Source organism: Marinilactibacillus psychrotolerans, assembly GCF_900101525.1.
In the GTDB taxonomy this organism is placed as follows: domain Bacteria; phylum Bacillota; class Bacilli; order Lactobacillales; family Carnobacteriaceae_A; genus Marinilactibacillus; species Marinilactibacillus psychrotolerans.
Window position 1 is genome coordinate 1 of sequence record NZ_FMZD01000017.1, and the last position, 22,414, is coordinate 22,414.

Consider the following 22,414-nt stretch of genomic DNA (forward strand, 5'->3'; position numbering starts at 1 on the left):
GCTTTGTCTCAATTAAGAAATTAACTAAATGGGAACTGCAAAGTTATGGATAAATTTCCTGCACTCTTATGGATTTTATTCTTGCAAAATACAATATTATTTGTCAGGAAAATTAGATATTAAAAACCTTTCTTTTAAGCATAAATTTTTAATTAACCTCTTATATAAAAATGCCAAAAAAAAAGATCTTATTGAATTAACCAAAAATGAGTTAGATATCATAAATGCTTACGAACAAACTTCTGATTTTAGATTATCTAAATTAGAAAAGCTGATGAGTGAATTATAATGAACACAACTTACCTGAGCATACTTGTACCACTCTATTTTAAATAAGTGGATTGATAGAAATACTGTTCTTAGTAAAGCAGATTCTTTTTTATTAGATTAAAATTTTTGAAAATTCTACGCTAAATAACTATTTATAAAGGAATATCTAAGGGATGAGCTAACCTATCAATCTTCTGTTCCGAATATTAAAAGCTTCTGCCTAGTTCTAAAGATGTCTATATATTGTTTTAGTGTTGGAGACGATATTAATGAAATGCATAAAAAAATAAAAAGATTCATACTCCCAAGATTAAAGGCGACAATAGACTACTAAAAGTATCGCTGGATAACAGTAACTAACAAAAAGAAAACGCCACAAAAATATTTAAAAAATAAAACACCGTCAAATCAAGGTTTGCTTTCCTTGATTTGACGGTAATTTATTTTACTTAGTTTTAATTGACTATGCCTTCCTAAACTTCTGTCTCTACTTTTCTTAAGCATCCATTTTCTGACCTTTTTTCTGCATTTGGTACATTTCAGCATAAGCACCTGCTTGTGCCAACAAGCTCATATGATCTCCTTCTTCTACAATCTCTCCTTGGTCTAAGACAAGGATTTGATCAGCATGTTGAATTGTCGATAATCGATGAGCAATAATAAAGGTTGTTCTTCCTTCTTTTAAGACCTGCATTGCATGTTGAATAATATCTTCTGTTTCTGTATCGATCGAACTGGTCGCTTCATCTAGAATCAAGATTTTAGGATTAAAAGCTAAAGCTCTTGCAAAAGAAATCAATTGACGTTGCCCCGAACTCAGTGTATTTCCTTTTTCTACTACTGGTTCATCTAACCCTTTTTCAAATTTACTTAACATATCTTCTCCACCGACATCTTTTAAAGCTTTCATAGCAGTTTCTCTAGATATCTTTGGATTATCCAATGTAATGTTTGACAATATGGTTCCAGTGAATAAAAATGGATCTTGCAACACAATTCCCATTTGTTCTCGTACAGATTGCCTTGAATACAGTTTCGTGTTTTGTCCATCAATTTCAATTATTCCTTCTTGCGGATCATAAAAGCGAAACAGCAAGTTCATAATCGAACTTTTCCCCGAACCAGTGTGTCCAACTAGCGCTACTGTTTGTCCAGGTTCAGCCGTAAACTGAATATCTTTAAGCACTTTTTTCTCTTCTGTATAACCAAATCCTACATTTGAAAACTTAACTTGTCCATTTGTAACTGTCATTTTGTCTACAGCATTTTCTTCCGATTCTTGATCAATCAGTTCAAAAACTCTATCTCCAGCAGCAATAGCCTGTTGCACAAAAGTCATTTGCTGTATAGTTCCTTTAATTGGCTCATAAAGTCGAGTAATGTAGTCACTAAATAGATAGAGCATCCCAACAGATATGCCCAACGTTCCGTTAATATATTGTGTGCTAAAGTAAACCATCAAAATCAATAATGTAATTCTTCTTAAAAAGTCAGCTACTGTAAATTGAGAACTGGCATCTAAAATCACATATTTTTTCATGACATCGTACCACTCATCATTGATTTTAGAGAATTCTTTATCCATTTTTTCTTCTTGTTCAAAAGCTTGAATAATTGCCATTCCTTGGATTGATTCATTGAATTTTGCATTTATATCAGAGTTTAAATCTCGTTCTCTCCGATTATAGACCCCGGCAAATTTAGTATAAAATTTGCTCCAGAAATACATAATTGGGATTAAGACTAGTAGTATTAATCCTAAAATTTGATTAAATAGCATAATGGCTATAAACGTCCCTATTACATACATTACATTCATTAATATCTGCCCAATTGCATTCACATAAAACTGTTGACGTAATGACTCCGTATCGTTAGTAATTCTAGCAACTACTTTTCCTGCGGGTAAGTTATCAAAATACTCCACAGGAAGTTTTTGAACTTTTTCATATACTTGATCCCGTATAATTTTTACTGATCCATTAGCAGCTTTCATTCGGGTAATTTGACTTAAATAACGAAAGGCTGCAGTAGAAATCATCAGTAAAGCATAAATAACAATTAATTGCATTAGAGTATCTCCAAACGCTACTCCAGTTGCAGCAGCAGGGGTTATCACATTATCAATAATTCTCTGGGCAATGATTGGCGCACCTAGGTCAGTCACTGTTGAAAATAATAATAAGGCAATCCCCATTCCAAACTGCCATTTGAAATATTTCATATATGAGAGGAGTCTTTTTACTGTTCTCATTATCTCACCTCTCCTTCCTCATTCGCTTCGTTTGACTTAATTTCTTGACGCAGAAACTGTTCATAATACCAGCCTTTTTGCTTGATTAATTCATCATGTGTTCCGCGTTCTATGATTTTTCCATTATCCATTACAATAATTTCATCAGCTTGTTTCACTGCTGATAGTCTATGTGTAGTGATAATGGTCGTTTTATTTTTTCGAACTTTCTGAATATTTTTGATAATATTCTGTTCTGTTTTTGCATCTACTGCTGATAGTGAATCATCTAGGATCAAAATCTGCGGGTCTTTGATTAAAGCACGTGCAATCGAAATCCTTTGTTTCTGACCACCTGAGATTGACATACCTTTCTCGCCAATCAACGTATCTAAACCCCGCTCCATCTTTTTCAAATCATCTTCAAAAGATGCATTTCGGATACTTGTCATAATTTCCTCATCCGTAGCCTCTTTTTTCCCAAATGCTATATTCTCTCGTACACTTCTACTGAATAAAACATGATCTTGAGGCACATATCCAATCATTCTTCTGAGTGCGGGATCTTGGTACTGTTGATAAGCATATTCGCCCATATCAAACGATCCTGTGCCAATTGGATATTGGTTTAATAATTGACGTATAAGGGTCGTTTTACCAGACCCTGTTTTACCTACAATTCCTAATAATTTCCCTTTTTCTAGATCCAGTTCCAAATTTTCCAGATTTATTGATTCGCTAGATCCATATCTAAAATTGAATTGGTTGAATTTAATGTCTTTCACTTCAGTAATATCTTCTTGCCCATCAAGATTAAGTCCATCCGTTGCATTCATAATTTCTTCCACACGGCGCATGGATGCGCTCCCTTGTCTGAGGATTAAAATCAATTCAGAGATTGCAATAATTGGCCAGATCGTCATCCCAAGATATAGTTGAAAAGCTATCATATTTCCTACAGTTAAAGTCCCAGAAGCAACTAAAAAACTACCGTAACTTAGCGCTACTACCACACTAAATCCTTCAAAAAACTTAACAGTCGGTCCAAATATTGCTCCAGTTTTAGACACTAGATTATTTTTATGGTAAAGATCTTCTGTTTGCTTTTTGAATTTTTCAATAAAATCTTCTTCCTTGACATATGCTCGAATAACTCTAGTACCATCTACCATTTCGAGAACATCTTCATTAACTTTAGAAAAAGATTTTTGAGCTGTTTCGTAACGTTCGTCTATTTCAGCACCTTTTTTTCTAAACACATAGATCATTGGTAATAAAGGCAAGATCGTTGCTATTGTTAATGCCCAGTTTACAGTAATCCCCATCATCGTTACCAGTACACCAAGATAAACAGTAGAAGTCATTAAAACTTCCATTCCATACCCCGCTGTTTCTGCTAATGCACGAATATCCTGCGTTCCCCGAGTCATTAGATCCCCTGTTCTGAATCGTTCAAAGTAAGGAGCCCGCATTCGAAGCAGATGGCGCATCATTTTACTGCGCATTTGTTTTTGAAGCTTATAAGCACCTGAGAACAATCCATAAACCCATGAAAAGTCCAGCAAATAAGTCAAAATAATGAGAACTGAAAATGCGATAACGTAAAATTGTAACCTTTGCGTATTCATTATTCCATTCACAATATCATCTATCATCATCCCTACAATAAATGGAATAAGTACTGCACAAAGATTTCCTAAGCCAAGTCCTATAAATGATAAAGTGTATTGTAATGCATTTTCTTTAAAGAAAAACTTTAATTTTTTTATAACATCAAACATAAATTTATCCTTTCTTTCCTTTTTCAATAATAAAAAGTAGTTAATTTTCTTTATTCTTTTGACAGCTTGAATTATTGTGTGCGCTACAAAGCATTTACATTCTTAAATCCGCAAATACACATAAAAAAGCCACAGACTACCCTCTTAACGAGAAATAGACTGTGGCAACTATGTGTTGTCTTTTGAGCACATACAATTGCACACTGACAATCGTTACTACAAAAAACTAATCTACCATTCTACTTGGAAAAAGGAGGTATCGGGTCGTACAATATTAACGTATAATAACATTAGACTGTTCTGCTCTTGAGCGATTATTAAATTATTCATAATGTAGCCCCTCCTTTTCTATGTAATATATAACGTTTCTAAATGCTTTTATGAAAGCAAAAAGAAATTAAATTACTTAACAAAATTTACTATACACAATATTAAATATAAATACAAGCTTTACCTTAAACTTTTTTTAAAAAGTTAAATTTGTCCTTTTTTAGAACTAGTTATAATATAAAAAAGAAAATCAAACGAATTCCTACTGTTTGAATAAAACAGTAGAGGTTCGTTTGATTTAAACTATTCATCAGTATTTTGTTCTGTCCCATTTAAAACTTCTAAAAGTATTTTATCTGCATTCATCATACCATAGTCTTTTGTTTCGATAACATGAACTTCAATTTGCTTTTCTTCAACTTTTTTCAGGAATTTAGATTTCATATAGCGAACTTGAGGACCTAAAAGGATTATATCTATTTCCTCAGAAATTAATCGAGCGTCTGCATCATTAGCAGAAACTGCTGTGATATTCACTTCAAGCTTATGTTTTTCTGCTGCTTTTCTCATCTTGGATACCAGCATATTCGTACTCATGCCCGTTGCACATATTAATAGTATATGTTTCCTTGACATCACTCATCTCCCCTTTTTAGCTATCGACTTGCTGCTATACTTTTTATTTACCTATTAATATCCATCATTGAAAGAAAGATCTGCACTTTTTCTTAATTTATAAAGTGTACGGTTAACTGCTTTAGCAAGAGCAGTCCATTCAGCTAACTTTTCTTTCGCTTCAGGCTCTTCTAAGTGATTGATTACTTCTGCAAATACTCTGGCTTCTTCATATAATGTATTTTCTGCTGCAGGGTGAATGGCTACTTCTTTAACTGTTGAGTTTTTTGCATTGATTTCTTCTAATTTTTCGATTCCAACTACTGCATTTAAGCGTAATGTTTTCTCCAGGCTATAAATTTCAGTTGGTAAACTAGATGTGGCTATTTTCCCAAACAACAAAGTCACATCAAAGTCATTATAACGAAGGACTGCAGTCCCTTTTCCATCTACGCCTGTGCGAACTTTTTGAGCGAAATAATGCGCTTCTTCAGGTTCGCCAAACCAGCTGACAGCAGCATAAAGTGTATAAATCCCTAGGTCCATTAAAGCACCACCAGCAAACTTAGGAGAGAAGATATTAGGCTCTTGCCCCTCTAATACAAGATCATATCTAGAGGAATACTTCATATAAGTCAAGGTAGCTCCTTGGATTTCATTTAGTTGACTGATCTCTTCTTTAACTTTTTTAAAATTATCTTCATGAATATGTCTAGCCGCTTCTACTAGTACAAGACCCTTTTCTTCAGCAATTTTACTTGCTTCTTCCCATTGGTCTGGATTGGTGAAGGCTGGTTTTTCTACAATAACGTGTTTACCGTTTTTTAATGCTTGGATAGATTGTTCATAATGCAAGCTGTTTGGAGATGCAATATAAATCACATCTATCGCTTCGTGACTAACGAATGCAGCAAAATCATCAATAGCTTCTTTTGAATGATAAGGTTCTCCAAATGATTCTGCCTTATTTAATGTTCTTGAGTAGACAGCTCTTAATTCATATTGTTCCGTTTCCAATGCTGCTTGAACAAATACATTACTTATATTGCTTGTTCCGATAACGCCTAATTGTAATTTAGTCATTTAAATCCACTCTTTTCTATTAATTTAGTGTAATCACTACTAATTCTGGTCTGTTATTAATTCTAAAGGGAAAGCTTGAATTCCCGATTCCTCTAGTAATAATCATTCTTTTTGACTGATCTTCTTCACCTGAAAAAATTCCATAATCATATTTGGGAAATAATCCTTGACCGGGAGCTATTGCTCCTCCGATAAAAGGAATTCTCATTTGTCCTGCATGAGTATGCCCAGATAAAATTAAGTCGGGTGCTTTTGTTTTATCATCCAAATATTCTTTGAAAAACTCAGGACGATGAGCAAGTAGTATTTTAGGTTGATTGCTCATTTCAGAAGTTAATTCTATATATTTCAATCTAGGTTTGGGACTATCTTCGCCAGCAGGTCGTTCTGCTAATCCCATCAGGACAATTCCTCCTTCATTCTCATTAAACGTTATCCATTCTGCTTCATCAAGTAGTAACTTTACTTTAGTAGTATCCAGCACATAGGTTAAATCTTCAAATTTAGCTGTCTGTATATCATGATTTCCTGTTACCATGTAAGTCGGTGCAATGGCGCTTAGTCCATTACATAATTTCCGAATTGGCACATCTGTTAAGTCAGGTAAGCCAGCTTGTACTAGATCTCCCGTTATAACGATTAAATCTGGATTTATATCTTTAACTTTTTGAATGATATTTTCAATATATCCTTTATTGTATCGCGGTTTAAGATGTGTATCTGATAATTGAAGAATCTTTTTTCCTTTTATATTTTTATGTAACTTAGGGATCGTTACTGTATAATCGTTCACTTCCAAGTAATAATTTTGAAGATATAGATAAACCAGTAGCCCTACGATCAATATAATAATGACAAACAACCATTCCATCGTTCTTTCCTCCTATGCTGCTATCGTCAGTTTACCACACTAACCATTATTAGATAAAACAGACACATCGACAGCACTCCTAAATATTAATGTTTTAGTTATTGTACCACAAAAGCCTATGGTAAGCGTTTTTATTTTAAAGATTCTAGTAAATATAGTAAGCTATAGTTATGAAGAAAGGAGCGTTTTAAGTGCCAAATCCAAATGATTCTATTCCAAATGGACCTCATCCGATTGTTAATCCTGATCATATCAAGATAAATGATTCAGATACTGTTGATCCGAAACAGCAAAATCCAGATGAAGAAGAAACAAAACCAGAAGACTTCGAAAAATTTAATGTAGATAACGTAGATCAGTTAGAAAAAGAAAAGAAAAATTATAATGATTCAGAATAAAAAATCAGACGTCATCTCTTCTAAGATGACGTCTGATTTTTAGCATATTCTAAATGAATAGACTTATTATCTATAATTTTTCATTTTCATATTTTTTTAATTTTATAATTAAAGCTATAGAAAGAGCCTCCTTTAAGACACTTTCTGTAACTTAAATCATTCCCTATTTATTGAGTCTTAAATTTTCAAAAGAAATACTTCTAATCAACTTTCGATCTGAGCATCCTTGTTCCACTAACGAAACAGTTGCCACTTTCATTTTAAATAAATCTTCCAAATCCATTTGATGTTTGCTTAGTACTGAATCTAGAGGAATATCAAATTCTCCATCCGCATTTTCAATAACTTCATCATCCTCGATACACAATTCTTTAGATTCGGTCTCTGTTTCAATAACATAGATAAATTTTTTATGTTTGATTTGCATATCTTCATTCCAATCTTTTGCTTTGGTATATGTTTGTAATTTTGTATATTTTTAATCTGTAAGAAAGCTAATACTTCCACGATAAAAAAATTATACCTTACTCATTTCAAAATGTCTGTGTCTTTTTTTCGACTTTATTTGCATTATTAATCAATCGTCACTAAATTGTTGAAAACACTGTACATTTTGAACTATATTAGTATTTTTTCTGCCTTTATTTTACTATTTTGGTTCTTATCATTTTTACTTTTATTCCGATTAATTCTTTTAATATAAATACCACTTATTTAATTTCTGTAATTTTGACAAACCAAAAATATTTACAATTAATTATAATTAACGGACTCCTTTATATGACTGATTTCTACTGGATGTTTTGGATACCTATTGTATACAAGAATCTATCTTCTTTATTTTCAAAAGGCTCCTGGAGAAAGCAACTTAATTTTTATAAAGTATTAGAGAAATTTTTCATAAGTAAAGCGTATACACATTAAAATTATAAACAGTTATTAAATATTTAGATAATTAGATTGAAATCTCTCATACTTTAACGTAGACTAATTAGAAATCAGTTTAATTGCTTGCCATTATTTTATAATATTCAATATTCTATTAAGCATAAAATTTAGTTAATCTGATTTAATTTGGATAAAGGAGTTTTTATATGAGTAAAGAACGAGAGCACTGGGGATCTCGCTGGGGATTTATATTAGCAGCTATGGGGTCTGCCGTAGGACTTGGTAATATCTGGCGGTTTTCTTATGCCATGGGAGAAGGAGGCGGTTCTACTTTTCTGATTATTTATTTATTAAGTGTTATATTAATAGGCTTTCCCGTTATGATGATTGAATTTGCAATCGGACGAAGAGCACAAACAGACGCTATTGATGCCTTCAAAAAACTAGCGCCTAAATCTTTTTGGGTAGTCGCTGGCGGAATGGGTGTCCTAGCTGCCTTTGTTATTCTTTCATTTTATGGAGTTATTGGTGGATGGTCACTGAAATATATTTTCTCTTACTTGACCGGAGGTATTTCGGGTAATACGGAGACATACTTTACAGAATTTGTAGGTACTACTATTGAACCTATTGGCTGGCAGTTCCTGTTTATGGGGATTACCGTTGCTATCGTTATGTTAGGCGTTCAAAAAGGTATTGAAACGTCTTCTAAATGGATGATGCCCATTTTAAGTATTTTATTGATCGTCTTAGCAGGTTACAGTTTAACTTTAGGCGGCGCTAGCGAAGCCTTAACTTTTATGTTTCATCCTGACTGGTCTGCCTTTACTAATCCAAGTGTATACTTTGCGGCAGTTGGTCAAGCATTCTTTACACTAAGTCTGGGAATGGGTATTATGCTGACATATGGTAGTTATTTAAGTCCTAAAGACAAGCTAACCTCATCAGCGGCTTATATTATAATTCTTGATACTCTTTTTGCTATTATTGCTGGATTAGTTGTTTTCCCTGCTTTATTCGCCTTTGATTTAGATCCTACTCAAGGGGCTGGACTGGTATTTGTTGTATTACCGACAATTTTTGAAGGAATTAGCGGCATTGGTCTAGTAGTTGGAGTTGCTTTCTTTATTCTATTAGCATTAGCGGCTCTTTCATCAGCTATTTCATTATTAGAAGTAGTCGTTGCTTACCTTATTCGAAGACTAGGAGTATCCCGTAAGTTAGCTACGCTTGGTATAGGATTTGTCATTTTCTTAGTAGGTATTCCTTCCTCTCTAAGTCAAGGTGCTGTCACTATTAATGTGTTTGGAGATTCATTCTTGGACTTTATGGATAAATTTTCAGGTAGCTTATTACTACCACTTGGTGGATTAATTATTGCTATTTATGGAACATGGTCTTGGAAATCCGACGAGTTATTAGAACACACAGATCTTAAAGGTGTAGCCTGGGCTCCAGTATTTCTATTCTTTGCTAAGTTTATTGCACCTTTAGCTATTTTAGTTATTCTGGTATTTGGTATGTTAAACTGGTAAAACTCATTATAATTAAACTAACCCTTCCTTATAAATTTATAAGGAAGGGTTAGTTATTTTTTTACAATGATTAATGGGGTTAATTGATTTTACTTAGTCAATTTCTTTTGTATTTGATTTGCTTGCTTCTTCATCGATTTTACTATCTAAACGTGATAATTGTTTCTTAGCAAACTCTCGTCCACCAAGACCAAATGATAAAGCAAAGGCAACAGCTAATCCACCAATGATACAGATGAAAGCTGCTTGAACGATAGCTGAAGCAAAGTTCAACTGATCTAATGCCATGAAAATGGAAAAGACAATCAAGATATATTTGATCAACATTCCTGCTAACATACTACCCGTTGTGCTTTTAATAGCAGATGACAACATTTGTCCACCAACAAATCCTAATCCTATAATAATTGCGGCGAATAAAACGTTTGGAAGATATCCAATCACTACGCTTAGAATAGAATTTAACATTTCTAGGTTTAAAGCATTTAATGCTTCTACTAGGAAGAACAAACCAATCAATACTGCAACTGTCTGTCCAGCAATTTTAGATAAATCCAAGTTCATGTTACTTGATTTTTTCAAATAAGAGGAGTATTTATTTAATCCAGCACTTTTCAGCAGATCCGTTAGAATCATTCCAGCAAACTTAGCAATCGCAAAACCTACAATCAATAAAACAACTGCTACTAAGATATTTGGAATTGCTGATAAGATTGTATTCAATACTGAGCTGATTGGATCAGCAATTGAATTAATATTCAACACTTCAAGTGCGACTAGTATAATTGGAATAACAATTAAGAAATAAACAATATTTGCTAGTACTGAAGCTAATGTACCTTTATTTTTCTTCACTTCTGCATCAGTTGTTTCTCCACCTGTGAGCTTAGCTAAATGTTTATCTATATTCGCTGCTACTGCAACGTTATAGACTAAATTCTTAACAAGTTTAGCAGCAAACAAACCTAATACCAGAACAATTCCTGCTGCAATGATATTGGGAATGAATGCCAGCACTGTATCGATCATATTCATAATCGGCTGTCCGATAGAATCTAATCCAAAGGTAGAAAAAATGCCAGGTAAAAACAATACCCACACCAGATAATAAGCTACTTTACTTAATGTATCAATTAAAGCATGTGACTGCTCTTCAGTGTTGGTAGCGCCCCATTTCTGGAAATATTTTCCAATCCCTATTGCTTTTAATCCCTTTGAGACTGCCTTGGCTACTAATGTTGCGACTATCCAAGCAACTATGATAAGAACTATACCTAATAATAATTGTGGCAAGTAATCCAAAAATGAATTAAACCCATTTTGAACCGTATTTCCTGCATTATCCATGTAATATCTCTCCTTTTTTGTATTTAACTACTTATTCAGTATATAGAGAGAGTACTATGCATACAAACAATACGCATTAAATAAGGCTAGCCAACTACTATTAAGTTGACTAGCCTATACATCTTGAGTCTTATTGAATTCAAGAAATAACTATTTAGGTTTCTTTTATATACATGTAGTGATCAGGTTTTTCATCAAAATAGAAGACGCCGACTCCTCCGATGCCTAAGTGAGCCGCCAAAAGGGCTCCTAAATCTAAAATTTGAGTGGTTACATGAGGTAAAGCTGTTTTCACCATGTTTTCAAGTTTCTCTGCTGATTCTATATCATTTACATGACTGATTGTAACAAGCTGATCATCAAACGTGCCTACACCTTCCTTAACATCTTGAATAATTTTCTTATAAATACGTTCCTGCCCGCGGACAAGTTTCTTAACAATGATCCCTGTATCATCTACTGTAAGATAAGGTTTGATGTTAAGTGCAGTACCAGCAGCACCCGCCACTTTAGATACTCTTCCACCCTTTACTAACCAATTTAAATTATTTAATGTGAAATGATATTTTATATGCTGCGCATTTTTTCTGGTTTGCTCTACAATGGTTTCAAATGGTAAGCCATGTTTCACCATTTCCATAGCCTGGATAGCCAGTAAGGCTCCTCCGCCTGAGCCTCCTAATGAATCGACTACTTCGACTTTCATATCAGGATGATTCGTTTTGTATTCGTTGATTAGAGAATAGGCAACTTGAAAAGTACCCGAAAACTGACTATAGATAGAAATGTAGAGAACATCTTCATTTCTGCTTCGACAGTCATTAAGAATATCCAGAAGTGACTGAGGAGAGATTTGTGAAGTTTTAGGAAGAATACCTTGACTCATATACTCGTGAACTTGTTTTAAAGATATTTCTTTTTGGTCTAAGTAATCTTTATCATTGATAATCACACTTAGGGGTAAAAATTCATAGTCATATTCCTTTTTCATAAAATCATTTTGATCAATTCCTGAATCAATAATTACTTTTATCATTTTTTGCCCTACTTTCTTTTAACAGTGCATTTACTTTAACTATTTAAAATCTGATCTATTTCAGTTGGAGTCAATTTATTTACATTATATCGATTCCAGATTTCAGCTAAATGTTCCGCATAAACCTTTCCATATATTTTTACAACTGTTTCTTTCCATTGTTTTAGCGAATCATATTTAGTAGAAAGACTGTCTTCTTTTTGTGCACTAAGTAATTGGTTATTATCCATGTTACTATTTAGATCAATCGTCACTTCTTGCATTTCTAGATCACTTTCTTCTCTTCCTTGCCAAATTTCGTCAGGAATCACCAAAATATAAAGATCTTTTTGCAAGTAAACATAAAAAAAGCCTTTTTTAATTAAGGGTGCAATAACTTCCAGTTGCTTCAGATTCTCAAACGCAATGGCCTGTTCTATTTGGTCTCCAAACTTATCCAGCAAATCTGTTATAACAGGTTGGTAGAATTGGTGAAATTGTTCGTAAATATTTTCATATAATTTTTGAACCAATTGTTCTTTTTTCCAGCTTTTCTTTATAGAAAGATTCAGATTTTCTGATATAGAAATCAACTGATTTTTTGTGCAATTCGCCAGATTTTTTTCTAATGATGTGGAGATTGCTTTTTTTATTATAGGAAAACGCTCTTGTGATTCCAACTTTTTTCATCCTTTTTTATGATTTTACTATTTAATACTTTTGCCAATCGATTTCAGTAACTTCTACTTCATAATTATTCTCAATAAACTGAATGACTTTCTGTAGTATCTTTTCACACAATACTCTATTATTCCCTACTATCCCAATTCCAAGAATTGCTTTATTCCATGTATCCATTTCATCAACTTCTGCTACACTTACATTATACTGATTTTTCAACTTATGAAGAATACTTTTAACAACGCTTCTCTTATCTTTTAGAGAATAGGCATCATAAATCATAATGGTTAACTCCATTCCTATCAAAACCATTGAACATTTCACCTCAAATTCAATCAGTAATAAACTCCTATATATAAAAGCTTCTTTTGCCCAGTAGGGAATTGTTTTAACTGATTAATCATACCATAATTTTCAAAAAGGGTAAAAGTCCAGATTATACTGAACAGATGACTACTTTGTTCACAATTTGAATGCTCTTCAATATTTTTAGCATTAAAGTAAATAGATTGACCTTTCAATCATTTAATCATTCTATAAAATAACAGTTGAATCCCCTCTCATTCATTCTACAACGTTCAAAATAAAAGATTTTATTTTTTTTAAACTCTTTTCATTTTATTATGATAAAATAGGGAAAGTGAAAATTAAAAAAACATTTAAAGGAGATCTTTATGCAATACATTTGGATGATAGTTAAAGGAATGATCATTGGAATCACAAACGTGATACCTGGTGTATCTGGGGGGACAATGGCTGTTTCCTTTGGAATCTATGATGACATTATACATGCTGTTACACATGTAAAAAATGAATTTAAACAAAGTTCTAAAGTCTTAGGACCCTTAGCTATCGGTGCTTTAATCGGTATTGCTGGGTTTTCATATTTTATTGAGCTCTTACTAGATCAATATACTTTAGCAACTGCTATCGCATTTATAGGTTTAATACTCGGTGGGTTACCTATTCTCTGGAACTCTTTTCAGAAAAGCAAGTTACAAGAAAAACAATCATTGAACTTTATCCACGTAATTTTATTTTTGATCTTTTTTGGGATTGTAGCTTGGATGTCTTTTGCAGATAAAGGAGGAAATGGTGCGCAATCAATTTCTCTTAGTCTTGGTAATGTACTAGCTTTATTTATAGTTGGTGTTGCTTCTGCAGCTGCTATGGTCGTACCTGGAGTGAGCGGATCTTTACTGATGTTGATTTTAGGATTCTACTACGCAGTCATCTATACCATCAATCAATTTACTGGTGCCTTATCAAGTTTTGATATGGATACTTTAATTCCTTTCGGTACTTTACTAGCTGCTTATGCCGTTGGAATGCTGGTAGGGATCGTTCTCATTAGTAAAGCCATTGATTACTTTTTCCAGAATAAACCAACTTATACGTATGCAAGTATTTTAGGTTTAGTTGTTGCTTCGCCAATTGCTATTTTAACGAATACTACTGCACTTGCAGACTTACAATCTGGTAGATCAATCTGGTATTATTTATTATCCATCATAATAGGGATGCTCTGTTTTGCTCTAACATTTGCTTTAGGTAGAACTGAAGATACAGCAGATGCAATAGAAGATTAAAAAAGCTCTTACTGTGATGAGGAATTGGTTCAAAACCGATTATCCTCATTCAGTAAGAGTTTTTTATTAAATAATTTCTTGTACTCTTCCAACTTGATTTTGTTCTTCCAGCATAACTTTTATTCCATGGGGATGTTGTGGGCTATTTGTCAATATCTTTTTAACATGTCCTCTAGTTAATGTACCTGATCTTTGATCTTTTTTTAGTACGATATCCACTAAAGCTCCTATTTCAATATTTGCTCTTTTCTTACCATCCATTCTATTCCCTGCTCTCTCAAATTATTTAATTGGTTCTACGTGCTTTTCTTTTTGTGCATTGTTTTAATCTTCATCCTCTTGCTTTTCCAAATCATCAATTAAGTTATTCATTAATTGGATTTCTTCTTTCTGTGTTTTGATTATACCATCTGCAAGCTCTCGAACTCTAGGGTCAGATATATTTGCACGTTCACTCGTTAGAATTGCAATAGAATGATGCGGAATCATCGCTTTCATATAAGAAGTATCATCAACAGTTGTTTGACTTCTTACTAACCAGAGTGAAACACCAAAAACAACAATAGAAGCAGCTAAAATCATACTATTCACTTTCTTATTTTTATACATTTTCCACATAAACAGTATCATAATGACTGCCATAACTGCACCCATCATAATCGCCATGTATACTCTAGTCTCGCTAAACTTTACATCAGTGAATTCAAATACATTTAAAAACATCAAAATATACATAATCACTGTTGAGGTCAAAATCATAAGTCCAAATTTAATATATTGTTTCATTCTATCTTCCTCCTATATTTTATCACTATTTTGTACTATTTCTTTATACAACTTTGCTGTTCTCTCATCAAACGCTACGAGCGTTACCTTAACATCCCGCTTTTTATCAGCTAAATAATCTATTATAGTATGAATTGCAATTTGAGCAGCTTCTGCTGCTGGATAGTGATAAATGCCTGTACTGATTGCTGGAAAAGCAATAGAGCTAATGTGTTTTTCTTCAGCAATTTCTAATGAGTTCCGATAACAATTCTCCAGTAATTGATCTTCTCCATGTTGCCCATCTCTATACACAGGTCCCACTGTATGAATAATATATTCAGCAGGCAAATTATATCCTTTTGTCAGCTTCGCTTCACCGGTTTCTGCCCCACCCAGTTTTCTGCAAGCTTCTTTAAGTTCAGGTCCAGCTGCTTGATGGATCGCTCCATCTACGCCACCACCCCCTAAAAGAGACTTATTAGCCGCATTAACAATAGCATCCACTTCTAATTGTGTAATATCTCCTTGCCAGATATTAATTTGTTCTTTCATACTACCCCTCCCTTTTGTGAAAATCTATGTATCTATCGTATAATCTTAAGAAGCAATGAGCAAATAAAAGAGCCTAGTCAAATGAACCGACCCTTATATTAGATTTCAGGCTAATATAAGGGAGTCAATTCAAAATATGATAGGCTGTTTTAAGGTTATTGTTCTTTCAGTTTATTTGGTGTTGTTTCAACTTTTTTACCTAACAAGAATACCATTCCGATTATAGCTATGAATGTAATGGGTAAAATAATCCAAATATTCAAGCCCATTGCTGAAGGAAGATATCCAAATACTATAGAGATTATTCCCACTGCTAAAGCATAAGGCAGTTGTGTTTTAACGTGATCGATTAGATTAGACCCGGCTCCCATCGAAGATAAAATAGTTGTATCAGATATTGGTGAGCTATGATCACCAAATATTGCTCCTGTTAGGACTGCCCCAGCAGACATAATTACGAATTCTGAATTTCCAGGATCCAGTGCTGAAGCTAATGGAATTGCTAAGGGCATTAAAATCCCCATTGTTCCATAAGATGTCCCTGTAGAAAATGAGATAATTGCTCCAAGAATAAAGATAATTGTAGGAAGCAAGACCGGAGGCATGGCATCTCCTAAGAGAGAGACAAGATAATCTGCTGTACCCAATTCATTCATTACAGTGGATAAGGACCAGGCAAGTAATAATACTACGCCTGTTATCATCAATGTTTTCATTCCCTTTATCCAAATATCTATTCCTTTACTGAAGGTGAACAAGTCTTGTGAAACACCCATGATTAGAGCAATGATGCTAGATATTAACGCAGCTTGGAATAAAACGACTGATGCATCTGAAGCACCGAAGGTTTCTCTTATCGTTACAAAAGATAATGGGGAATTGACTATTTCTTGTGCCAATAACGTGTTATCTCCAGTTAAGATTGCGCTTCTACCATTCATATAAAACCCGACAAAACTAAACACAATCAAGCTACCAATTGGAATTAGTGCGTTCCAGATCGTCGCTTTTTTTTCATTTAACACCTCTTGCTTTTCTTCATCAGCCTCTACTTCAGAGTTTTCAGCAATTAACATTCCTGTGTCTCTCGCACGTTCCTGGGCTTTTTTCATTGGTCCGAACTCTCTCAAGGTAACAGAAGTTACCACAACAAAAAGCAACATCAATATATTATAGAAGCGGTAAGGGATCGTCTGTAGAAAGATTCCGTATGCATTAACATTCTGTCCGATTGACTGATAAGCATCATTGATGAGTCCAACCTCATAGCCGATCCAAGTTGAAACTAATGCGATTCCAGCAATTGGTGCTGCTGTAGCATCAATTACAAAAGCTAATCTCTCTCTTGAAATTTTCATTTTATCTGTTACAGGACGCATGATTGGACCAACAATCAAGGCGTTTGCATAGTCATCAAAGAAAATCAGTATGCCAAGTGCCCAAGTAATCAGCTGCGCACTCACTGGACCTTTCGCTCTTTTGGCTAGGCTTTCTGCTACTGCTTGCGCTCCGCCCATACTAGTGACTAAAGCAATTAATCCTCCAATCGTCATAACTTGTAGAATAATACCTGCATTCCATGGATCTGCTAGAGAGCCTAGAATGTAGTCTACAATATCAGTAAATCCATAAACGATGGCCAATAATATATTTGTTCCATAATAAAACTGCATCAGAATTGTACCTGAAAAAATCCCCACAAAGAGTGATAAAATAACATTCTTGGTTATAAAAGCCAAAATAATTGCGATAATAGGCGGAATCAGAGTCATCCATCCAATCGAACCGGCTAAACTAGTTTCTATTTCTTCAGCATAGACAGGGGCTGGTATAAAACATATAAGTGCCGTAAATAAAGTAATCAAACTAAGCTTTTTTAACATTGTTAGTCTCCTATCATTTTTTGGTATCTCGTAATAAAAACGCACTACTTGCTTCAAAATATAAAAAGAGCACCTAAGGCAGTATCACCCTAAATGCTCGCAAGTTGCATATAGTTTGATAGTGCTCCACGAATTTTTCGTGACAGTGCTCCGCTTATTAAACGAAACCCCAGCAGGTAAAGAACGACTTCCTCTATCTACTTCGGCAAAGAACCCTTTCAGACTCAATCAACGGGGGTCACCCTCCTGAATCATACTCTTATTCTTCGCGCCTCTATCTTTATTACAATTTATTATAAATTAGTTTACAAGGAATCCAAAAAAAATGCAAGTTGCGTTTAGTCCTTCTACTATTTTGAACTATATTTTATTAATAGCTCTAAAGTCAGAAATCATTATAAAAAAACAAAAAGCGGACATTTATTTGGTTAAATAATTGCCCGCTGTTAATAATAATTATTTATATTTCATTACCAAGAATCAGTTAGAACGCTTTAACCATTCCACCATCAACCAACAGGCTTTGTCCTGTTAAATAGGTGTTTGCCCCTGATACTAAGAAAACAGCTACTTTAGCAAATTCTTCCGGTTTGCCATATCTTCCAAAAGGTATATTTTGTAGCATGCCTTCTGTAATTTCTTGAGGAGTTTTTCCTTGCTTATTTGCCTTAGCAGAGTCTAATTGAAGCAAACGATCCGTTTCAATTCTACCAGCTCCTATCGTATTCACCAGGATTCTGTCCGTCGCTAATTCTTGAGATAGACTTTTGGATAATCCAGAAATACCCATTCTAAAAACATTCGATAACGTTAATCCATCGATTGGTTGTTTAATAGATGAAGAAGCATTGTTTAAAATGTGCCCACCATTGACTTTTAAGTCTGGTAGTACTTCTCTTATAGTACGAATATAGCTCATTAGTGTAAGGTCAAAAGCTTTTTGCCATGCTATATCATCAAAATCTTCAAAAGTTCCAGATGGAGGTCCACCAGCATTATTAACTAGTATAGATATTGGACCAAAGGTTGAACGAGTAACCTCAACAAGATTCTTAATACTTTCAGCATCTGATATATCTGCGACAGTATACTCAACTTTTCCAGTAGCTGTTTTCAAGATCTCATTTTTGGCTGTTTCTAGTTTATCTTTGCTTCTGCTCGTCAACATAACATTGGCGCCTTCTTTAGCCAGTTCTGATGCAATTGCTTTGCCTAATCCTGAACTAGAAGCTAGTACGATAGCAGTCTTGCCTGTTAAATTCAAATCCATTGTCTTATCTCCTTTTAAGTTCATCTTAAGGTAATTATAAAGGAATATCTAATCCTGGTAAATGACTTTAGGTTTTCGTGCAGCCATTACTTCATCTAATCTTCTAACCGATTTAGTCAACGGTGCATCATGCAGTAAGTCTGGGTCTTCTTCTACTTCTTTTGCAATTTCAATCATCGCTTCTACGAATTCATCCAAGGTCTCTTTTGCTTCTGTTTCAGTTGGTTCAATCATAATAGATTCTTCTACAATCAATGGAAAATAAACAGTCGGTGCGTAGAATCCATAATCTAATAAGCGCTTAGCAATATCTAACGTTCTAACGCCTTTACGTTTCTGACGTAAGCCACTCAATACAAATTCATGCTTGCAATGTTGTTTGTATGGTGTGTCATAATATTCTGATAATCTAGCCTTTAAATAGTTTGCATTCAGTACTGCATCTTCGGAAACTTGCTGTAATCCCTCAGCACCCATAGACTTGATGTACGCATAGGCTCTTACATTAACCCCGAAATTTCCAAAGTATCCTTTCACTCTTCCAATTGTATCTTCATAATCTGAATTTAAAACATACAGATTCTTTTGTTTCTCTATTCTTGGAACAGGCAGAAAAGGAGATAAATATTTTTTGACTCCTATTGGACCGGATCCGGGACCTCCTCCACCATGAGGTGTACTAAATGATTTGTGTAAGTTTAGATGAACAACATCAAATCCCATCTCTCCAGGAGTAGATTTTCCTAAAATAGCATTCGCATTTGCTCCATCGTAATAGAGTAGACCGCCGGCTTCATGGACAAGCTCAGCAATTTCTACAATATCTATTTCGAATAACCCTAATGTATTTGGGTTGGTAAGCATCAATCCAGCAGTGTCTGGTCCTAATGCTGCTTTAAGGGCCTCAACCCCTACAGTTCCCTTCTCGTTAGATTTTATTTGTACCACATTATATCCAGCTACCGCTGCGCTAGCAGGATTGGTACCATGAGCGGAATCAGGAACCAGAATCGTTTTCCGCTGATTTCCTTCTCCATTCTTTTCATGATAAGCTTTGAAAATTAATAACCCTGCCCATTCACCTTGTGCTCCAGCAGCTGGTTGTAAAGAAATATCATCCATCCCCGTCACTTGTTTCAAGTCTTCCTGTAAATCGTACATCACTTTCAATGCACCTTGTACAGTTGCAGGATCTTGTAAAGGATGAATATGCATAAATCCATCCATGCGCGCTATATCCTCATTGACCTTAGGATTATATTTCATTGTACATGAACCCAAAGGATAAAATCCTGTTTCAATTCCAAAGTTTTTATTAGCTAATGCAGTATAGTGTCTCATCAGCTGCAGCTCAGAAACTTCTGGCAATTCAGCTGCTTTTTTTCGAAATAAATGTTCAGGTAGTTCTTCAGTAAGATCAAAGACTTCGACATCACTTTCCAGTAAGCTGAAAGCTCGACGCCCAGATCTTGATTGTTCAAAAATCAATTTTGTATTGGAAGTTGTCATTTTATTTTACCACCTCTACTAAAGCTTTTACGAATTGATCTATTTCATCCTTCGTTCTTTTTTCTGTCGCACATAGTAACATGCCATGTTCAACTTCTATTAAAGGCGAGACATCATATCCGCCTACAAATCCTTTTTCAAGCAGATATTGATTGATTATAGAGACTGGTTGACTTAATTTTACTACAAATTCATTAAAGTAAACGGACTGATTAAATAGTTCAAACCCAGCTTCTTTTAATTGCTTAGCCAAGTAATGTGTCTTATCTATATTTTGCTGTGCCATTTCCTGAACGCCAACTTTACCTAGTGCAGACATGAAGACTGAACTAGCTAAAGCGTTTAAAGCTTGGTTAGAGCTCATATTAGAAGTAGCTTTTTCCCGACGGATATGTTGTTCTCTGGTTTGGAGAGTCATGACAAACCCTCGTTTCCCTTCGATATCCACTGTCTCTCCGACAATTCGACTGGGGACTTTACGCATATATTTACTTTTTACTGTAAAGTATCCACAATGCGGTCCCCCGTATGACATAGGTAGCCCAAGGGGTTGCATATCTCCGACAACAATATCCGCTCCAAGATTTCCTGGAGCCTCCAATTTTGCTAGAGCTAATGGATTAGCTACCACAATGAGTAAAGCATTACTTGAAATAAGAATGTCTTTAATTTCTTTTAAGTCTTCAATTGATCCAAAGAAATTAGGATATTGTACCACCACTGCAGCTGTTTGTTCATTCAGTGCACTTTTTAACTGATCCAGATCTGTAATTTCATGTTTTAGTCCAATCGTTTCAACCTTATATTCCATTCCAAATGCATACGTATCGACAACTTCTTTTGCTTGAGGGTGAAGAGCCTCAGATAATAAGATTGTTTGTTTTTTTGTAACGGCCGTTGCCAGATTGCAGGCTTCTCCTAAAGAAGTAAACCCATCATATAAACTTGAATTGGAGACATCCATTCCAGTTAATTCACAAATCATTGTCTGAAATTCAAATAATGCCTGCAGCTCACCTTGACTGGCTTCTGGTTGATAAGGTGTGTAAGCTGTCATAAACTCTGATTTAAGTGTGACATGATTAACGACACTAGGTATAAAATGATCATACGTACCGGCACCTATGAAATAAGGGGTATTGGAAGTTGTGTGATTCAAATCGGATAAGGAATGCATGTGTTTAATTAATTCAAATTCACTTAATGGTTTATCCAAATCTATTCTTTTATCGTTTGTTGCTCTGGTTGTAACAGGAATATCCGAGAATAGTTCCTCAATCGATTCTACACCGATTGTTTTTAACATTTCTGCTCTATCTGCTTCAGTCGCTGGTAAGTATCTATGTTGTTCTTTCATTATGGCCACCCCTTAATTTAAGAATAAAATAAAAGAGACTCCCCGAAATAGGTGAACTCTCTTTAATTGATTCTCCTTGATTTGCTTTTATTTATGAAATCATAAAAATTTCAGCTTATTCACTTACAAATTCGTCATACGTTTTTGCATCCATCCATTCTTCGGTATTTAATTGACCAGAAACTTGAACTTCCACAATCCACCCTGCACTAAAAGGAGCATCATTTAGCTTTTCTGGTTCGTCTTCCAAAGAATCGTTAACTTTTACAATCGTTCCTTCAACAGGACCATAAATGTCTGAAGAAGATTTAACGGATTCAACAGTGGCAAATCCTTCTTCTTTTTTCATTGTATCGTTTACGGCTGGAAGTTCTACGAATACCACATCTCCTAATTGTTCGACTGCATAGTCAGAAATGCCGATTCTTACATAATCCTCACTTATTACTTCTATCCATTCGTGTTCATTAGTAAAATATAATTTCTCTTTTTCAGCCAT

The 22,414-nt window shown here is 34.4% G+C and carries 22 protein-coding genes and 1 riboswitch; of the genes, 4 read left to right on the plus strand and 18 right to left on the minus strand.

Annotated features, from left to right (window positions below; all coding sequences use genetic code 11):
* The first annotated feature begins 28 nt into the window (after positions 1–28).
* The gene (locus BLT22_RS09135; RefSeq protein ID WP_091762709.1) at positions 29–289 is read left to right on the plus strand and encodes a hypothetical protein; all 261 of its coding nucleotides are present in this window, start codon (positions 29–31) and stop codon (positions 287–289) included.
* Positions 290–766: 477 nt separating this feature from the next.
* On the opposite strand, the gene BLT22_RS09140 is transcribed toward BLT22_RS09135, so the two are convergent.
* The 5 genes from BLT22_RS09140 to BLT22_RS09160 all read right to left on the minus strand — a co-directional run bounded on the left by BLT22_RS09140 (position 767) and on the right by BLT22_RS09160 (position 7,123).
* On the minus strand, positions 767–2,527 hold the full coding sequence (locus BLT22_RS09140) for an ABC transporter ATP-binding protein (RefSeq protein WP_087059842.1): 1,761 nt from the start codon (positions 2,525–2,527) through the stop codon (positions 767–769).
* The gene (locus BLT22_RS09145; RefSeq protein ID WP_091762712.1) at positions 2,524–4,284 is read right to left on the minus strand and encodes an ABC transporter ATP-binding protein; all 1,761 of its coding nucleotides are present in this window, start codon (positions 4,282–4,284) and stop codon (positions 2,524–2,526) included. Before BLT22_RS09145 ends, BLT22_RS09140 begins: the two co-directional genes overlap by 4 nt.
* A 573-nt stretch (positions 4,285–4,857) precedes the next feature.
* Positions 4,858–5,190 (minus strand): PTS sugar transporter subunit IIB, encoded by a 333-nt coding sequence (locus BLT22_RS09150; RefSeq protein ID WP_091762714.1) that lies wholly within the window; start codon positions 5,188–5,190, stop codon positions 4,858–4,860.
* Between the two features lie 54 nt (positions 5,191–5,244).
* Positions 5,245–6,252 carry a Gfo/Idh/MocA family protein gene (locus tag BLT22_RS09155; RefSeq protein WP_091762717.1) on the minus strand — a complete coding sequence of 336 codons (1,008 nt, stop codon included), beginning with the start codon at positions 6,250–6,252 and terminating at the stop codon, positions 5,245–5,247.
* Positions 6,253–6,271: 19 nt separating this feature from the next.
* Positions 6,272–7,123 (minus strand): metallophosphoesterase, encoded by an 852-nt coding sequence (locus tag BLT22_RS09160; RefSeq protein ID WP_091762719.1) that lies wholly within the window; start codon positions 7,121–7,123, stop codon positions 6,272–6,274.
* A 191-nt stretch (positions 7,124–7,314) separates the two neighbouring features.
* Between BLT22_RS09160 and BLT22_RS09165 the strand changes: the two genes are divergently transcribed.
* Positions 7,315–7,521: a hypothetical protein gene (locus BLT22_RS09165; RefSeq protein WP_087059851.1), complete on the plus strand. Its 207-nt coding sequence runs from the start codon at positions 7,315–7,317 to the stop codon at positions 7,519–7,521.
* Between the two features lie 163 nt (positions 7,522–7,684).
* On the opposite strand, the gene BLT22_RS09170 is transcribed toward BLT22_RS09165, so the two are convergent.
* Positions 7,685–7,948 (minus strand): hypothetical protein, encoded by a 264-nt coding sequence (locus BLT22_RS09170; protein ID WP_087059855.1) that lies wholly within the window; start codon positions 7,946–7,948, stop codon positions 7,685–7,687.
* Between the two features lie 667 nt (positions 7,949–8,615).
* Between BLT22_RS09170 and BLT22_RS09175 the strand changes: the two genes are divergently transcribed.
* Positions 8,616–9,944, plus strand: a complete 1,329-nt coding sequence (locus BLT22_RS09175) for a sodium-dependent transporter (RefSeq protein ID WP_091762720.1) — start codon at positions 8,616–8,618, stop codon at positions 9,942–9,944.
* Positions 9,945–10,037: 93 nt separating this feature from the next.
* Here the strand turns inward: BLT22_RS09175 and BLT22_RS09180 are convergent, their stop codons facing one another.
* From BLT22_RS09180 to BLT22_RS09195, 4 genes are all read right to left on the minus strand, one after another.
* Positions 10,038–11,291 carry a mechanosensitive ion channel gene (locus tag BLT22_RS09180; protein WP_091762722.1) on the minus strand — a complete coding sequence of 418 codons (1,254 nt, stop codon included), beginning with the start codon at positions 11,289–11,291 and terminating at the stop codon, positions 10,038–10,040.
* Between the two features lie 154 nt (positions 11,292–11,445).
* Complete coding sequence (locus tag BLT22_RS09185; protein ID WP_091762724.1) at positions 11,446–12,327, minus strand: DegV family protein; 882 nt, start codon at positions 12,325–12,327, stop codon at positions 11,446–11,448.
* A gap of 35 nt (positions 12,328–12,362) precedes the next feature.
* On the minus strand, positions 12,363–12,986 hold the full coding sequence (locus BLT22_RS09190; RefSeq protein WP_091762726.1) for a hypothetical protein: 624 nt from the start codon (positions 12,984–12,986) through the stop codon (positions 12,363–12,365).
* A 31-nt stretch (positions 12,987–13,017) separates the two neighbouring features.
* Positions 13,018–13,299 (minus strand): DUF503 domain-containing protein, encoded by a 282-nt coding sequence (locus tag BLT22_RS09195; protein WP_091762728.1) that lies wholly within the window; start codon positions 13,297–13,299, stop codon positions 13,018–13,020.
* 362 nt (positions 13,300–13,661) lie between these two features.
* Here BLT22_RS09195 and BLT22_RS09200 point away from each other — a divergent pair, with 362 nt between their 5' ends.
* Positions 13,662–14,576: a DUF368 domain-containing protein gene (locus BLT22_RS09200; protein ID WP_087056999.1), complete on the plus strand. Its 915-nt coding sequence runs from the start codon at positions 13,662–13,664 to the stop codon at positions 14,574–14,576.
* A gap of 66 nt (positions 14,577–14,642) precedes the next feature.
* Here the strand turns inward: BLT22_RS09200 and BLT22_RS09205 are convergent, their stop codons facing one another.
* The 8 genes from BLT22_RS09205 to gcvH all read right to left on the minus strand — a co-directional run bounded on the left by BLT22_RS09205 (position 14,643) and on the right by gcvH (position 22,414).
* On the minus strand, positions 14,643–14,837 hold the full coding sequence (locus BLT22_RS09205; RefSeq protein ID WP_087056998.1) for a YwbE family protein: 195 nt from the start codon (positions 14,835–14,837) through the stop codon (positions 14,643–14,645).
* 63 nt (positions 14,838–14,900) lie between these two features.
* Entirely contained in the window at positions 14,901–15,362 is a 462-nt protein-coding gene (locus BLT22_RS09210) for a DUF305 domain-containing protein (protein WP_087056997.1), read from the minus strand.
* Between the two features lie 12 nt (positions 15,363–15,374).
* A complete protein-coding gene (locus BLT22_RS09215; RefSeq protein WP_087056996.1) occupies positions 15,375–15,896 on the minus strand; it encodes an O-acetyl-ADP-ribose deacetylase in 522 nt (173 codons plus the stop codon).
* Positions 15,897–16,051: 155 nt separating this feature from the next.
* Positions 16,052–17,779, minus strand: a complete 1,728-nt coding sequence (locus BLT22_RS09220; protein WP_091762730.1) for a Na+/H+ antiporter NhaC family protein — start codon at positions 17,777–17,779, stop codon at positions 16,052–16,054.
* Positions 17,780–17,890: 111 nt separating this feature from the next.
* Positions 17,891–18,064: riboswitch (Lysine riboswitch) on the minus strand.
* A gap of 199 nt (positions 18,065–18,263) precedes the next feature.
* Positions 18,264–19,049, minus strand: a complete 786-nt coding sequence (locus BLT22_RS09225) for an SDR family oxidoreductase (RefSeq protein ID WP_087056994.1) — start codon at positions 19,047–19,049, stop codon at positions 18,264–18,266.
* 48 nt (positions 19,050–19,097) lie between these two features.
* Positions 19,098–20,558 carry an aminomethyl-transferring glycine dehydrogenase subunit GcvPB gene (gene gcvPB, locus BLT22_RS09230; RefSeq protein WP_091762732.1) on the minus strand — a complete coding sequence of 487 codons (1,461 nt, stop codon included), beginning with the start codon at positions 20,556–20,558 and terminating at the stop codon, positions 19,098–19,100.
* Position 20,559: 1 nt separating this feature from the next.
* Entirely contained in the window at positions 20,560–21,915 is a 1,356-nt protein-coding gene (gcvPA, locus tag BLT22_RS09235) for an aminomethyl-transferring glycine dehydrogenase subunit GcvPA (RefSeq protein WP_091762734.1), read from the minus strand.
* Between the two features lie 115 nt (positions 21,916–22,030).
* Positions 22,031–22,414, minus strand: coding sequence for a glycine cleavage system protein GcvH (gcvH, locus tag BLT22_RS09240; protein ID WP_087056991.1), 384 nt, complete (start codon positions 22,412–22,414; stop codon positions 22,031–22,033).